This window comes from Cryptosporangium aurantiacum (assembly GCF_900143005.1).
GTDB lineage: Bacteria > Actinomycetota > Actinomycetes > Mycobacteriales > Cryptosporangiaceae > Cryptosporangium > Cryptosporangium aurantiacum.
In genome coordinates this window covers 151,888-166,738 of record NZ_FRCS01000002.1, presented here as the reverse complement: position 1 = coordinate 166,738, position 14,851 = coordinate 151,888, and the positions used below count along the sequence as shown (strand labels likewise).

At 70.6% G+C, this 14,851-nt stretch carries 12 protein-coding genes; 9 read left to right on the top strand and 3 right to left on the bottom strand.

Going from position 1 to position 14,851, the window contains the following annotated elements:
* Positions 1–34 precede the first annotated feature (34 nt).
* Positions 35–703, bottom strand: a complete 669-nt coding sequence (locus BUB75_RS07630; RefSeq protein WP_073253398.1) for a TetR/AcrR family transcriptional regulator — start codon at positions 701–703, stop codon at positions 35–37.
* Positions 704–783: 80 nt separating this feature from the next.
* Between BUB75_RS07630 and BUB75_RS07625 the strand changes: the two genes are divergently transcribed.
* The gene (locus BUB75_RS07625; protein ID WP_073253395.1) at positions 784–2,076 is read left to right on the top strand and encodes a glycosyltransferase; all 1,293 of its coding nucleotides are present in this window, start codon (positions 784–786) and stop codon (positions 2,074–2,076) included.
* Between the two features lie 135 nt (positions 2,077–2,211).
* On the opposite strand, the gene BUB75_RS07620 is transcribed toward BUB75_RS07625, so the two are convergent.
* Entirely contained in the window at positions 2,212–3,663 is a 1,452-nt protein-coding gene (locus BUB75_RS07620; protein WP_073253392.1) for an aldehyde dehydrogenase family protein, read from the bottom strand.
* A gap of 73 nt (positions 3,664–3,736) precedes the next feature.
* On the opposite strand from BUB75_RS07620, the gene BUB75_RS07615 reads away from it, so the two are divergent.
* Complete coding sequence (locus BUB75_RS07615) at positions 3,737–4,816, top strand: NAD(P)-dependent alcohol dehydrogenase (protein WP_073253389.1); 1,080 nt, start codon at positions 3,737–3,739, stop codon at positions 4,814–4,816.
* Positions 4,817–5,129: 313 nt separating this feature from the next.
* The gene (locus BUB75_RS07610) at positions 5,130–7,283 is read left to right on the top strand and encodes a cytochrome P450/oxidoreductase (protein WP_073253386.1); all 2,154 of its coding nucleotides are present in this window, start codon (positions 5,130–5,132) and stop codon (positions 7,281–7,283) included.
* A gap of 68 nt (positions 7,284–7,351) precedes the next feature.
* Here BUB75_RS07610 and BUB75_RS07605 read toward each other — a convergent pair whose 3' ends face one another.
* Positions 7,352–8,158: an IclR family transcriptional regulator gene (locus BUB75_RS07605; protein ID WP_178379795.1), complete on the bottom strand. Its 807-nt coding sequence runs from the start codon at positions 8,156–8,158 to the stop codon at positions 7,352–7,354.
* Between the two features lie 155 nt (positions 8,159–8,313).
* On the opposite strand from BUB75_RS07605, the gene BUB75_RS07600 reads away from it, so the two are divergent.
* From BUB75_RS07600 to BUB75_RS07575, 6 genes are all read left to right on the top strand, one after another.
* The gene (locus BUB75_RS07600; protein ID WP_073253377.1) at positions 8,314–9,663 is read left to right on the top strand and encodes an aromatic ring-hydroxylating oxygenase subunit alpha; all 1,350 of its coding nucleotides are present in this window, start codon (positions 8,314–8,316) and stop codon (positions 9,661–9,663) included.
* Positions 9,660–10,154 carry an aromatic-ring-hydroxylating dioxygenase subunit beta gene (locus BUB75_RS07595; RefSeq protein WP_073253374.1) on the top strand — a complete coding sequence of 165 codons (495 nt, stop codon included), beginning with the start codon at positions 9,660–9,662 and terminating at the stop codon, positions 10,152–10,154. The genes BUB75_RS07600 and BUB75_RS07595 overlap by 4 nt, the downstream gene beginning before the upstream one ends.
* Before the next feature lie 9 nt (positions 10,155–10,163).
* Positions 10,164–11,366, top strand: a complete 1,203-nt coding sequence (locus BUB75_RS07590) for a Dabb family protein (protein WP_073253371.1) — start codon at positions 10,164–10,166, stop codon at positions 11,364–11,366.
* A gap of 14 nt (positions 11,367–11,380) precedes the next feature.
* Positions 11,381–12,622, top strand: a complete 1,242-nt coding sequence (locus BUB75_RS46120; protein WP_073253368.1) for a hypothetical protein — start codon at positions 11,381–11,383, stop codon at positions 12,620–12,622.
* 179 nt (positions 12,623–12,801) lie between these two features.
* Positions 12,802–13,620 (top strand): fumarylacetoacetate hydrolase family protein, encoded by an 819-nt coding sequence (locus BUB75_RS07580; RefSeq protein ID WP_073253364.1) that lies wholly within the window; start codon positions 12,802–12,804, stop codon positions 13,618–13,620.
* A gap of 50 nt (positions 13,621–13,670) precedes the next feature.
* Positions 13,671–14,843, top strand: a complete 1,173-nt coding sequence (locus BUB75_RS07575) for an amidohydrolase family protein (RefSeq protein ID WP_073253361.1) — start codon at positions 13,671–13,673, stop codon at positions 14,841–14,843.
* Positions 14,844–14,851 lie beyond the last annotated feature (8 nt).

The following is a 14,851-nucleotide window of genomic DNA, read 5'->3' as shown; positions in this document are numbered from 1 at the left end:
ATGGCCCTTCGCCGCAGATTCGGCATTCGGGCGGTCAAGCGACCGCGGTTGCCGCCCGGCGGGAGCGGTCCAGATGTGCGTCGAACACGAGCTCGAGGTCGGCGGCGACCTCCGCCTCGGTCGTCGTCCGATCCAGCACCGCGGCCATCAGGATCCGGCGCATCGACCGGCTCATCGTGTGGATCGTGTCGGCGTCGAAGGTCGGTTCGAGATGCCCGACCGCGCTCTCGAACGCCAGCAACCCGTGGGACAGGCCGGTCTCGACCGTCGACCGGTAGGCCTCCAGGCCCATCTCCACGGCCGCGAGCACCGCCGGGCGGGCGGCCATCATCACCCGTGCGGTGCCGCGGATCTTGAGGCGGGCGTAGCGCTCCGGGTCGGTGTGCAGGAGCGCGGCGTACCGGGCGTTCAGATCCGTGCAGTAGCGGCTGCCGAAGTCGGTGGTCAGCGGGTGCAGGACGAGGTCCCGCTTGGTGGGGAAGTAGTGGTAGAGCCCGCCGATCGAGAGATGCGCGGCGCGGGCGGCGGCCTTCATGCTCAGCCCGCGGTAGCCGACCTGCTCGATGAGCGGTGCGATCGCGAGGTAGATCTGGCGGCGGCGCAGCGTCCGGTCCTCGGGCGGACGTCCCGGTTTTCCGAACGACATGGCGAGTTCCTCCAGCGATCCCCGGCAGAGCTGGTCACCGTCCCGGCGGTCACCCATCGTCGAAGGTAGGCCCCGGCCGCTCCACGGACAGTCGGCGATGTGACACGGGCCGCACCCTCCCGAAAGGATCACCAGAAGTGGCACGTTTCCTGTTCGCCGCCACCCCGGCCGCCGGGCACGTCCATCCGGCTTATCCGCTGGTCCGCGCGCTTGTCGACGCCGGGCACCGGGTCCGGTTCACGACCGGGCGAGGATTCGAGGACACGATCACCCGGCTCGGTGCGGAGTACGTGCCGTGGCCGGCCGAGCACGACCACAGCCTGCGGCCGACCGACGAGATGTTTCCCGAACGCCTGCGGCACAACGGCGTCAAGAAGTTCCTGTTCGACCTCGAGCACCTGTTCATCGCGCCGGTGGCCGAGCAGGCCAGGCACCTGCAGGCGGTGCTCGCCGCCGAGCCCGCCGATGTCCTGGTCGCGGACACCGGGCTGCTGGCGGCCCCGCTGGTGCACGAGCTGGGCGGACCGCCGTTCGCGACCTACGGGATCACCGCGCTGACGTTCCCCAGCGTCGACGCCGGGCCGTTCGGTCTCGGCCTGCCACCGGCGAAGGGCCCGCTGGGACGGTTCCGCAACCGGTTCCTGAACTTCGTGACCCGCAAGACGCTGTTCGCGCCGACCGCGGGCTACCTGGACATCCAGCGACGGGCGCTGGGGCTGGCTCCTCGCGGCCGGACCGCGCTGGAGGTCGGGACGCCGCCCGGCCGGTACCTGCAGCTGTCGCCCGCCGGCTTCGAGTACCCGCGGCGGGACCTGCCGTCCTGGGTGCGCTTCGTGGGGCACCCGGATCCGGTGCCGCCGACGAACTCGACGCCGCCCGCGTGGTGGGACGAGGTCGTGACCTCACACCGCCCGGTCGTCGTCGTCACCCAGGGAACCGTCGCCACCGACCCGCAGCAGCTGCTGCGCCCGGCCCTGGACGCTCTGAGCAGTGAGGACGTGCTGGTCGTCGCGGTGACCGGCGGTGCCGAGCCGTCGATCCTCGAGCCGATCCCGCCGAACGCGCGGGTCGAGCGGTACGTCCCGTTCGGTGAGCTGTTCCGGCACGCGTCGGCGGTCGTCACCAACGGCGGCTTCGGGACGGTCCAGCTCGCGATCGCGCACGGGCTGCCGCTGGTGGTCGCCGGTAAGACCGAGGACAAGGTGGAGATCTCGGCGCGGGTGGCGTGGTCGGGCGTCGGGGTGAACCTGCGGACGCAGACGCCGACCGGGGAGGCGATCCGGAACGGCGTCCGCCGGGTGCTGGCCGAGCCGGGATTCGCCGCGGCGTCCCGCCGGCTGCGCGACGAGTCGGACGGCCGCAACGCCGCCGATCGCGCCGCCGCCGAACTGCTCGCGCTCGTCCGTCCGTCGGCACCAGCTGATTTCTGACGCCGGACCCGGACAGTCCCTCCTCGCAGGCTCGAAGTGGCGCCGGGTCGCGCCGTTGCGCCCCGGCGCAGGAGGCCGGAGTCAAGGTCCGGCCCCCGGCTCCGCGCACCAGTGGTCAGCCGGCGCGGGAGCAGCTCAGTCGAGCGGCCGCATCTTGATTGTCACGGCCTTCTCCGACGTGTACTCCTTCATCGCCTCGTAGCCGCCGCCCTGGCTGAAGCCGCTCTCCTTGGCCAGGTTGAACGGGAAGCCGATGATCGCCGAGTTCGCGAACTCGTTGACCGAGACCTGGCCCGAGCGCACCTCGCGGGTCACCCGCAGCGCCCGCGACAGGTCGTTCGTCCAGACGCTCACCAGCAGGCCGTACGGGGTGGCGTTCACCCGCTCGACGGCCTCCCTGGCGGTGCGGAACGACTCGGCGGCGAGCACCGGCCCGAAGATCTCCTCGCGGACGATCGGCATGTCCGGCGTCACCTGGTCGAACAGCGTCGGCCGCACGTACCAGCCGTCGGCCGAGCCGGGCCCGCCGGTGACCACCCGCGCGCCGGAGGCCACGCCGCCCTGCAGGAAGCCCGCCACCCGCTCGTGCTGGATCCCGTTCACGAGCGGCCCCATGTCCAGGTCCTCGTGCCACGGACCGGACTTCACCGCCTCCATCGCCGCCGCGAGCCGCGCCACGACCTCGTCATAGACGGGCTCTTCGATCAGCAGGCGCGAGCCCGCGTAGCAGTTCTGCCCGGCGTTCTCGACGATCGACTCGAGGATCGCGGGCACCGCCGCGTCCAGGTCGGCGTCGGCGAAAACTACGTTCGGTGACTTTCCGCCGAGCTCGAGCTTGACCGGGACCAGGTTCTTCGCCGCCGAGGCCATGATCGCGCGGCCGGTCGCGGACGAGCCGACGAAGCTGATGTGGTTGATACCCGGGTGTGAGGTCAGCGGCTGGCCCGCCTCCGGACCCAACCCCGTGACGACGTTCAGAACGCCCGGTGGGAGCCCTGCTTCGGTGGCCAGCGCGGCCAGCGCGAGCGGGCTCATCGGCGCGTACTCGGAGGGCTTGAGCACAACCGTGTTGCCCGCGGCGAGCGCCGGAGCGGCGTCCGCCATCATCAGGATCGCCGGGACGTTCCACGCGATCACCAGCGCGCAGACGCCGAGGGGCTCACGCAGCGTGAAGCCCGTGTTGTCCGGCGAACGGGACGGTAGCGTCGCACCGTGCAGTTTGTCGGCAGCACCGGCGAAGTAGCCGAGGATGCTGCCGGCGATGAAGATGTTGGTCCGGGCATCGGACAGCGGTTTGCCGACGTCCTGTGCCTCGTACCGGGCGAGTTCCTCGACGTGCTCGAAGACGAGCTGGGACCACCGTCCGAGGATCGCGCCGCGGTCCGACGGGTTCATCCGTGACCAGCCGTCGTAGGCCTCGCGGGCGGCGGCCACGGCGGCGTCCACATCGGCCGCGGTGGCTCGCGCGGAGGAGTGGAACGGCTTCTGCGTTGCCGGGTCGAGCACCGGCAGGGCGTCACCGGAGGCGGGCGACCGCCAGGTTCCGCCGATGAGAAGTCGGTTGTCCGGGACGTCGAGCACGCTCATGCAGCGAGTCTTGACGTCTACTATCTCGGAAGTCAAGATGCCGTCTCGCCATAGTGAGATATCGGAGATCCCCGTGGACATCACCGTCGCCGCCGTGACCGCGTCAGCAAGCTTCGAACTGCGCCCCGCGCAGCTCGACGAACCCCGAGCCGACGAGGTGCTGGTGCGGCTGAGCAGCGTCGGGATCTGCGCCACCGACCTGCACTTCGCCACCTTCCTGCCGACCGACGCCGTCCTCGGCCACGAGGGCGCCGGGGTGGTCGAGGCGGTCGGCGCCGGCGTGACCGACCTGAAGCCGGGCGACCCGGTGGCGCTCGCGTTCACCTCCTGCGGCGTCTGCAAGCAGTGCCGGACCGCGTCGCCGTCGTACTGCGCGCAGTTCGACGCGCTGAACTTCGCCGGCGCGCGGCCGGACGGCTCCTCGGCGCTGCGGATCGACGGTCAGCCGGTGTACGGGCACTTCCTCGGCCAGTCGTCGTTCGCCACTCACGCGGTGGTCAACGTCCGCAGCGTCGTCAAGCTGCCGGAGTCCGCCGACCTGCGGAACGCCGGTCCGTTCGGGTGCGGGTTCATGACCGGCGCGGGGACGATCGTCAACATCCTGAAGCCCGGACCGGAGAGCGCGATCGCGGTGTTCGGCGCGGGCGCGGTCGGGCTGGCATCGGTGATGGCGGCGGCCGCGTCGGGTGCGCAGACCGTGATCGCGGTCGACGTGAGCCCCGGGCGCCTCCAGACCGCGCAGGAGGTCGGCGCCACCCACGTCCTCGACTCCCGCGAGGGTGACGTCGCCGAGCGGATCCGGGCGATCGTGCCGGACGGCCTCGACGGGTCGGTCGACACCACCGGCCGCGCGGACGTCGTCAAGGACGCGGTCGCCGCGCTGCACACGCGGGGGACCTGCGCGGTCGTCGGCGTGGGCCCGAGCGAGAACGTCGAGATCGAGTGGCGGACGCTGCTCAACGGGCGGACGGTCACCGGCGTGATCTCCGGGAGCGCGGTGCCGCAGGTGCTCGTGCCGCAGTTGCTGGCCTGGCAGGCGGCCGGTCGTTTCCCGGTGGAGAAGCTGATCGCGCACTACGCGTTCGCCGACATCAACGAAGCCGCCGCCGCCACCAAGCGCGGCGACATCATCAAAGCTGTGCTCACGTTCTAGTGGGCGGCCAGCGCCGCCCTGGGCGGGCTCCAGCTCAGAACAACAAAAGTGCTTCGCGCTTGTGCTGGCACACGCATGTATGTGAAACGTTTATTGCGCGCGCTACCTGCGGAGGCGCGCTTCGTGGCGTCCGAATGAAGGCTCTGACCTGCGGGGACGCAGAACGGAAACACATTGCGGGACGTTGTCTCGGAGAGATTGACGCCTGAACGGGCTCCCCTTAACGTGAAGGCACTCCGGTGGCGCGGCCGGGGCAAACACCGCGCACCAAGCTTCAGATGCCGTGGAGATGGCAGTGGAAGCAGCACGTCCTGTGGTCGAATTCGACCACCACGCCCCGGAGTTCACGATCGACCCGGTGCGTCAGTACGCAGAACTCCGGGACAAGTCTCCGGTCGCCTGGACCGAGTCCTACGGCGGCCACTGGGTGACCACCCGGTACGACGACATCACCCGGATCGCCCGCGACGACGCGACGTTCTCGTCGGCTCGTAACGACATCGACGGCATCGCGTTCGTCATCCCGGAGAGCAAGGCCCTCCCGCAGTACCCGATCGAGCTCGACCCGCCGCAGTCGACGCCGTACCGCGAGCTGATCAACCCGCTGCTCAGCCGGTCGGCGGTCGAGGCGCTGGTCCCGATGATCGCGAAACACGTCACCGAGGTCATCGACGCGTTCATCGAGGACGGCAGCGCGGACCTGGTCCACCAGCTGACGAACCCGGTCCCGACCGCGGTGACGCTCGACTGGCTCGGGTTCCCGCGTGAGGACTGGAAGCGGCTGGCCGGTCCGATCCACGACCTGTTCGCGGCGATCCCGGGCAGCGAGCGGGAACAGCGCGGCGGCGCGGCGCTCGGCTTCATGGGCGACCGGATCTTCCAGCTCATGCACGACCGCCGGGAAGACCCGAAGGACGACGCGATCTCCTGGCTGGTCGCGCACGGTAAGGCGTTCTCCGACGACGAGCTGGCGTCGGTGATCTTCTTGCTGGTGGCCGGCGGCGTCGACACCACGACGTCGCTCACCGGCTCGACGCTCGTGCACCTCGCGAACCACCCCGAGGACCGGGCGCGCTTGATCCGCGAGCCGGCGCTGCTCGACGTCGCGACCGAGGAGTTCCTCCGCAAGTTCGCCCCGTCCCAGTCGATGGCGCGCACGGTCATGACCGACACGACGATCGGCGGCTGCCCGGTCGCGCACGGCGAGCGGGTGCTGATCCCGTGGATCGCGGCGAACCACGACCCCGAGGTGTTTCCGGACCCGGACCGCGTCATCCTCGACCGTGACCCGCGCGGTCACCTGAGCTTCGGCATCGGGTCCCACCGCTGCGCGGGCGCGCACCTGGCCAGGGCGATGTTCCGCGAGATGATCACCCAGGTCCTCGAACGGTTCCCGGACTACCGGCTCACCGAGCCCGCCACGCCCACCGAGTCCTGGGGCAACCAGTCCGGCTGGGACGCGATCCCGGTGACGTTCACGCCGGGGCGCAAGCGCGGCACCCCGGCCCCGAAGACCACGACCGGCCTGGACGTGCAGGTCCTGACGCTCGACGCGGTGACACCGATCGCGGACGGCGTGGTCTCGCTGCGCCTGGTCGGCGACGGTGAACTCCCGTCGTGGGAGCCCGGCGCGCACCTGGACCTGATCCTTCCGTCCGGCAAGGTCCGGCAGTACTCGCTGACCGGCGACCCGGCCGACCGGGAGTCCTACCAGGTAGCGGTGCTCCGCGAACCGGCCGGGCGCGGTGGCTCGGCGGAGGTGCACGAGGTGCTGACGCCCGGCGCCACGCTGCGCGTCCGGGGGCCGAAGAACCACTTCCCGCTGGTCGACGCCGAGCGGTATCTGTTCGTCGCCGGCGGCATCGGCATCACGCCGATCAGCGCGATGGTGCGGGCCGCGGACGCCCGTGGCGCGGACTGGACGCTGCTCTACGGCGGCCGTACCCGGGCGTCGATGGCGTTCGCGTCGGCGCTGCACGAGCAGTACGGCGACCGCGTCCGGCTGGTGCCGCAGGACGAGTTCGGCCACCCGGACCTGGCCGGGACGTTCGCTGCGGCACCGGAAGGCACCAAGGTCTACTGCTGCGGCCCCGAAGGGCTGCTGACCGCGGTGGAGAACACGGTCGGCGACCTGGAGCTGCACGTCGAGCGGTTCACCGGCGGTGGCGCCGACCGGGTGGCCCCGATCCCGGCCGACGCGCGCGCTTTCGAGGTGACGCTGGTTCGCGCCGGACACACGCTCCGCGTCCCGGCGAACCGCACGCTGCTCGAAGCGATCCGGGACGTCGTCCCCGGGGTGCCGTACGACTGCGAAGAGGGGTACTGCGGCTCGTGCGAGACCCGGGTGCTGGCCGGCGCGGCCGAGCACCGGGACAGCATCCTGTCCGAGGCCGAGCGCGCCGGCGGCAGCACGATGATGATCTGCGTCAGCCGGTGTGCGACCGACCGGCTGAGCCTGGACCTGTGAGCGCCGACCGTTGGAGCGGTGGCAAATCCCGGTCGCTCCCACGACCAGGATTTGACACCGCTCGGGCCCTACAGCGAGCCGGCGCCCAGCTCCTGGGTGAGCGAGCGCGTCACCCGGAGCAGGGACTGCGCGGCCGGCGAGTCGGTGTCACCGGCCACCGCGGCGGTGGTGCCGACGATCGCCATCGTGGCGACGATCTGCGCGTCCTGGAACACCGGCGCGGCGATCGTGCGGACGCCGTTGTCGGTGGGAGTGTTCACCGAGATGCCGCTCTCCCGGATCGTCTCCAGCTCCAGCCGGAGCTCCGGGTTACGGCGCAGCAGGGCCCCCAGCCCGGGGACCTCGTCCTCGGCCAGGAACGCGCAGAACACGCGGCCCTGCGCCGAGCGGGACATCGACAGCCGTGCGCCGGTACGGACGCTGATCCGCACCGTGCGGTCGGTGTTGTCGTCGACCCGGACGACGACCGCGGTGTCGCCGTCCCAGACCGAGAGCACGACGGTTTCACCCGCCTCGCGGACCAGCTCTTCCATGTACGGGCCGGCGATCGTGATGATCGGCAGCCCGGCGCGCGCGGCGGCGGACAGCGTCAGCACCTGGGGGCCGAGCGAGTACAGGGCCTCCCGCTCGTCGTAGCGGAGCAGGTTCACCGAGCGCAGGGCCTTGGTGTACCGGTGCGCGGTGGCCTTGCTGGTGCCCAGCCGAGCGGTGAGCTCGTTGAGGCTCAGCCGGGGACGTCCGACGCTGAACGCGCCGAGGATCGTCGCGGCCCGCTCGACCGCCTGGATCGCCGGCGTACCGCGCTCGGCGCGCGGGAGGTCGTCATCGTCGGGGGCGGGAGAAACCGGGGCGATTTCGGGCACAGGCTCAAGCATGAATCGTCCTTTTTGTGGCCGCATGCGACCACGGGGGCTTATCTCAGCAGGCGTGATGCTATCAACCGGATCGCCGCCGCTGGGTCCGTTGACAGTAAGCACTCTGCAATACACCATGTCGGAATGCGAGATGGCATCTCTCACAACGAGGACCGATGATGACACAGACAATGGCTGAAGGTCTGGTCGATACCGGCCACGGTGGCCTGATCGCGCAGGACTGGAACGCCCTGACCTTCCGGGTCAACCGCGAGGCGTACCGCTCGGCGGAGGTCTTCCAGGCCGAGCGCGAGCGGATCTGGGGCCACTCCTGGCTCTACCTCGGACACGAGACCGAGATCCCGAAGAAGAACGACTACAAGGTGCGGACGATCGGCGGGAAGCCGCTGATCTTCGTCCGCGGCGGCGACGGCGTGGTGCGGGCGTTCCTCAACTCCTGCCCGCACCGCGGCACCGTGGTCTGCCGGGACGAGCAGGGCAACGCCCGCAACTTCCAGTGCTTCTACCACGCCTGGACGTTCAACTCGTCCGGCAAGCTCTCCGCGCTCCCCGGCGACGACGCGTACGCCGAACTCGAGCGCTTCAAGGGTTCGATGGACCTGCGCCCGGTCGCGAAGCTCGACATCCACGAGGGTTTTGTCTTCATCTCGTACGACCCGGACGTGCCGCCGCTCCTGGAGCACCTGGGCGACGCGGCCGACATCCTCTCGATGGCCGCCGAGCAGTCAGCGGCCGGCATGTCCACGCTGCCCGGCATCCAGCGCTACGGCGTCAAGGGCAACTGGAAGCTCGCGGTCGAGAACGCGATGGACGGCTACCACTTCTCGCCGACCCACAACACGTTCGTCGGGTACCTGCGGGAGACCGGCTTCGCGGTCACCGACGACGACCAGTACGCCTACGACCTCGGCAACGGGCACTCGATGCTGGTGCTCACCGGGCACAACGGCCGGCTGGGCATGCTCTGGGAGCCGCGCTTCGGCGAGGAGGAGAAGGAGCGGACGAAGGCCAACCGCGAAGCCATGGCGCAGCGGCTCGGCCAGGAGCGCGCCGACACGATCGGCGACGCCAGCCGGATCCTGTTCGTCTGGCCGAACCTGCTGTTCTTCGACCTCGAAGCGCTGACGATCCGCCAGCTCGAGCCGGTCGCGCCCGGCCGCACCGACGTCCGGGCCTGGCAGTACGTGCCGACCGACGAGGACGACGAGGCCCGCGCGATGCGGCTCAAGACGATGACGAGCTTCGTCGGCCCGGGTGGCCTGGCCACGCCGGACGACATCGAGGCGTACGAGGCCGTGCAGCGCGGCATCGAGGCCAGCAAGGGCGACACCCGCGGCTTCAACGACTGGAGCGACATGTCCCGCGGAATGGAGCGGGAAGCAAAGGGCGAGAAGGGCCGCTCGATCGACGAAGGCGCCATGCGCAGCTTCTGGCGTCACTGGGACCAGTCGCTGGGCGCGGTGCCCGGCGTCGCCGCGACGAGCTATGAAGGGCCAACCGCATGAGCGCCCCGACCGTCACCGTCACCCGCGAGGACGCCGAGGACTTCCTCTACCAGGAGGCGATGCTCCTCGACGAGTGGCACCTCGACGCCTGGCTCGCGCTGTTCGAGGAGGGCGGCACGTTCGAGGTGCCGACCACCGACTACCAGGGCTGGGACCGCACCGGCGGTGGCTTCTTCGTCCTCGACGACTGGGACCTGCTCCAGGCGCGCGTCAAGCGGCTGAAGAGCCGGAAGGCGCACGCGGAGAACCCGCACTCGCGCACCCACCGGATGGTGACCAACGTCCGGGTGATCCGCGGCGCCGAGGGCATCGAGCTGAAGGCGAACTTCCTCATCAACCGGTTCCGCGACCAGACCCACCACACGTACGTGGGGCGCTACCACCACGACGTCGTGCTGAACGACGAGGGCGAACTGAAGTTCCTCCACCGCCGGGCGTACCTCGTGCACGAGCTGCTCGAGCCGGGCGCCCGACTCAGCTTCATCCTGTAGGGAGGCGCCGTGATCAGGCACGTGGTTGCATTCGCCTTCAAGGCAGGCGCGCCGGTCGACGCGATCCTCGCCGAGTTGGAGACCTTTCCGAGCAAGTATCCGCAGATGCGCAGCTTCGTGCTGGGGCCGAACATCTCCGAACGCGATACCCGGATGTCGCACGTTTTCACGATCGAGTTCGACGACGAGAACGATCTGAAGTCCTATCTCAACAGTGCTGAGCACGAGGCGTTCGTGCGGGAGAAGTGGCGGCCGGTCATCGCCCAGCAGACGATCGTCACGCTCTCCGCGCCGTCGCCGTTCCGATCGGAGAAGCCAGTGACCAACCGCCCGCGCGGCCCGTACGGCATCCAGTTCGCCCGGCTGGCCACCCCGGCTCTCGACGAGGCGATCGAGTTCTACACGTACCACGTAGGCCTCCAGGTGGAGGCGCGCACTCCCGAGTACGCGCAGCTGCGCGCCGGCATCGAGCAGTACTCGATCGAGCTGGTCAGCGACCCGAGCCTCACCGAATTCGACACGCTGGCGATCGGCCTGAGCGTCGAGTCCGAGGAGGTCCTCGACGACCTGGAGAAGCGGCTGCGCGCCGAGGGCGCGGAGATCTTCCCGCTGCACGAGCGCACCGCGTCGGTCTGCACCCGCGGCTTCGCGACGAAGGACCCGAACGGGCTGACGCTCGAGTTCGGCTGGGAGTTCTACGAGTACGCCGAGCCGCCGCTGCTCGAGTACCGGCCGGTCGAGCTCGTGCACCCGTTCCTCTCCACCGACCACTACGAGGAGAGCCAGCACTTCTACCTGAACGTGCTCGGCTTCCAGGCGTCGGACTACGTGATGACGCCGGGCCGCGGCTCGTCGTCGTTCCTGCGGTCGGAGAACCGGTACCACCACTCGCTCGCGCTGCGCCGCGACGACAAGTTCTACCTGGCGCACCTCTGCTTCAAGATGAAGAGCCTCGACCACGTCATGCGCGGCCGGGCCAGGGCGCTCTACAAGGGCACCGAGATCGCGTCCGACATCGTGAACCACTCCGCGTCGCACTCGATCGCGTTCTACCTGTACGACGCCCGGTTCGGGCCGCGCATCGAGCTGTGTGACGGCCACCGGGTCTTCACGCCCGAGCAGAACGAGACGCACAAGGCCCGCCGGATGGGCGGCGACCCGCGGAACATCGACGTCTGGCGCGCGGCGGCGGACGACTGGGAGCGGTTCTGACGGACGTCCTCGCGGTGCTCGCCGAACTGGCCGGCACCGCGAGCCCGCACGGCGGTGAGCGTCCGCGCGCGGAGAAGTTCGCCGCGTGGGCCGCCGAGCGGTGGCCGTTCATCGACTGGCAGGTGCGGCCGCTCGGCGAAAACTCCGCGAGCGTGCTGGCGTCCGTTCACGGCGGCTCGGCGGCCGAGCGTGCCCCAGCCGACATAGTGCTGTACTCCCATTTGGACACATCGCTGACCGGGGATCCGGTCGTGGATTCCGCGGTTACGGGCCGGGCCGATCCGGTGCCGGCGTACCGGCACGACGGCGACACCGTGAGCGGCTTCGGGCTCGGCGTCGCGAAGGCGCCCGCGGCGGCGGCGATCGTCGGGTTCGTGCGAGCCGCCGTGCCGAACACCCACCTCCTGCTCGCCGCCCGCGGAACGCACCGAACGTCCTGGGGGGCGCACCCGGCCACCGGCGTCACCGAGTACCTCGCGGCGTTCCCGCGCCCGGGCGCGGCCGTCGTCGCCAAGGGCGGGCCGCCGGGCGTGCTGCGGCAGGAACCGGCCGCGCTCTACCTGCGGATCCGGCTCGAAGCGGGCTGGGGTCCGCTGATGCTGCCGGGCCTGCTGCGCCCTCCGGGCGGCCTGCTGTCGCAGGCTGGTGCGCTGCTCGCCGCCGTCGAATCCTGGGGTTCGAACTACGCGGCGGACGTTACACAGCAGGCGCTTCGCGTCGACCCGTCGAGGCAGGACGGGGCGTCGTTCGGGCTCGGTGCGCTGCGTGCCGGGTCGCCGGAGAAGCCCGATCTCGCCCCGGCCGCGCTGGAGCTCTACTGCTACCTCGTGCTGCCCGGTCCGGTCGAACCAGGAGCCGCCGCGGCGTCGCTGGCCGCGCACCTGAGCGCGTTCGACGGCGTGCGCGTCGACGAGGAGCTGCTGGGCAACGGCCCCGGCACGCCCCCCGACGCCCCGGTCATCCAGGCCGCCACCGCCGCCTACGACGCCGAGTTCGGCCCCGGCGCCGGGGCGGGCTCCGACGCAGAGGCCGGCTCCGGGGCTCGCATCCCGGCGGTAGAGCCGATCCGTGGCTGGACGGGCTCCACCGACGGCGTGGTCTTCCGCGCCGCCGGCGTGCCCACCGCCCGCCTAGGCCCCCGCCCACTACCAAACACCGGCGACCCCCGCATCGACACGTTCTCCGTGCCGGAGTTGGCCCGCTGGTGTCACGTCTACGAGCGGCTCTTGTCCCGCACCCCGCGGATTCACGCGTAACCGGTCTGTAAGGCGGCGTTAGAGCCCGCTGTCGCGTCAAGCGCCGCGGAGCGGCCGGAGCAGCCCGGCGCGGCGCGCGCTCGGACGTGGGGCGATGGCTCGCACGAGCGAGGTCTGTCTCAGAATGAGATGCGCCGTCTCGCTTGACAAGATGAGATCACGCATTTGAAGATCAGCGCATGGAAACGCTCGTCACCCGCTACGGCATCGCCCGGGTCGAGGGCGACGAGCTGGCCGTCGTCGACCTACCGCTCCCGAACCTGCGGTGGCTGTTCAAGGCCGGGCAGACGCTGGCCGACGTCGAGACCGCGCCGGTCACGCGTCGCCTCGCCAAGGCCGACCTGGACGAGGTCGTCGTGCCGCCGCTGGGTCTGGACACCGCGGTCTGGGGCGTCGGGCTGAACTACCACGGCAAGGCGGCGCTGACCGGCCGACCGGTCCCGACCGAGCCGATCCTGTTCCTCAAGCCGTCGAGCGCGCTGGCCGCGCACCGAGCCGCGTTACCGATCCCGGCCGACCTCACCACGCAGTTCGACTACGAGGCCGAGGTCGGCATCGTGCTCGCCCGCGCGCTGCACGACGCCCGGCCGGAGGACGTCTGGGACGCGGTCGGCGGCGTCATCGCCGCGAACGACTCCACGGCCCGGGACGTCATGAAGGCCACCGGCACACCGACGCTGGCCAAGGGCTTTCCCGGCTGCGCGCCGCTGGGCCCCACGATGCTGCCGCCCTCCGACCTCGCCGATCGGGACGCGATCCCGGTCGCTTCCTGGGTGGACGGCGAGGAGCGCCAGCGCAGCTCGACCGCCGATCTGATCTTCGACGTCCCCGAGCTGCTGTCCCGGCTGTCCCGGTACGTGCGGCTGGAGCCCGGGGACGTCGTCCTCACCGGTACGCCACCCGGCACCGGGCAGGACCGGAACGACTACCTGCGCCCCGGCCAGGAAATCCGGATCGCGGTCGGCCCGCTCGTGCCGCTCGTGAACACCGTCGCCTGAAAGTCACCCATCGGAGTCCCACCACGGGACCCGCTCTCGTGGAGGTCTCCATGTCCGAAGCTCGTTACGACACCGTCTTGCGCGGTGGCACGGTGCTCGACTCGGCGTCCGGGCGGAACGAGGTCGCCGACCTCGCGATCGCCGACGGCAAGGTCGCCGCGATCGGCGCCGGCCTGGCCGACAGCGCGGCCGCCGCGACCGCGGAGATCGTCGACGTGCGCGGCGCGTCCGTGCTCCCCGGCCTGGTCGAGGGCCACACACACATCTTCCACAAGGTCTCCAAGGTCGGCGCGCCCCAGGACGAGGCCCACCTCCGCCGGGGCGTCGTGGCCGCCGCCGACGCCGGTACCGCTGGTGCGAGCACGTTCCCCGCGTTCCGGACGCTCGTCGTCGAGCCGACCGTGATGCGGATCGTCAACTTCCTCAACGTGTCGGTGCTCGGCCTGATCGACTTCCGCTACGGCGAGCTGCTCAACCCCGACACGTTCAACGTCGAGGACGCGCTGGAGACCGCCGCGCAGAACCCGGACGTCGTCCGCGGGTTCAAGATCCGGCTGTCCGAGGACGTGCTGGGCGACAAAATTGTGCCCCTCCTCGAAAAAGCGATCGGCCTCGGCGAGCAGGCCGGTCTCCCGGTGATGGTCCACATCGGTGAGACCGCGCTGACGCTGCCGGAGATCCTCGACCGGATGCGTCCGGGCGACATCATCGCCCACTGCTACACCGGCAAGGAGAACGGCATCCTCGACGAGAACGGGGCCGTGCTGCGCGAGGTCTACAAGGCGCGCGAGCGGGGTGTGCTCTACGACTCGGCGCACGGCAAGTCGAACCTCTCGTTCAAGGTCGCGAAGCCCGCGATCGCCGAGGGCTTCCTGCCGGACGTGCTCAGCTCCGACACGTCCGGCCGCAACTGGCGCGGCCCGGTGTTCGACCTGGTGACGTCGATGTCGAAGTTCCTCGCGCTGGGCGTCCCGATGTCGGAGATCCTGCCGCGCGTCACGACCGCGCCGGCTCAGCTGCTCGGACTGGACGCCGAGGGTTACGGCTCGCTGACGGTCGGCGGACCGGCGCACGTCACCGTGCTGAAGGAGGTCGGCTCCGCGGTTCTCCCGGACGCCGCAGGCAACACGATCGAGGCCCCCCGGCTCGAGCCCACCGCGGTGTTCGTGAACGGCGTCTCCCAGGAACTGACCGAGTGGCGCGGCAACGCCCCTTCGGCCTGAGTCAGTAA

What these genes read in the sequence shown, in the direction of transcription:
- BUB75_RS07630 (WP_073253398.1), bottom strand. Translation starts at nt 703, where the DNA reads ATGGGTGACCGCCGGGACGGTGACCAGCTCTGCCGGGGATCGCTGGAG.
- BUB75_RS07620 (WP_073253392.1), bottom strand. Translation starts at nt 3,663, where the DNA reads ATGAGCGTGCTCGACGTCCCGGACAACCGACTTCTCATCGGCGGAACC.
- BUB75_RS07605 (WP_178379795.1), bottom strand. Translation starts at nt 8,158, where the DNA reads ATGCTTGAGCCTGTGCCCGAAATCGCCCCGGTTTCTCCCGCCCCCGAC.
- BUB75_RS07600 (WP_073253377.1), top strand. Translation starts at nt 8,314, where the DNA reads ATGATGACACAGACAATGGCTGAAGGTCTGGTCGATACCGGCCACGGT.
- BUB75_RS07595 (WP_073253374.1), top strand. Translation starts at nt 9,660, where the DNA reads ATGAGCGCCCCGACCGTCACCGTCACCCGCGAGGACGCCGAGGACTTC.
- BUB75_RS07580 (WP_073253364.1), top strand. Translation starts at nt 12,802, where the DNA reads ATGGAAACGCTCGTCACCCGCTACGGCATCGCCCGGGTCGAGGGCGAC.
- BUB75_RS07575 (WP_073253361.1), top strand. Translation starts at nt 13,671, where the DNA reads ATGTCCGAAGCTCGTTACGACACCGTCTTGCGCGGTGGCACGGTGCTC.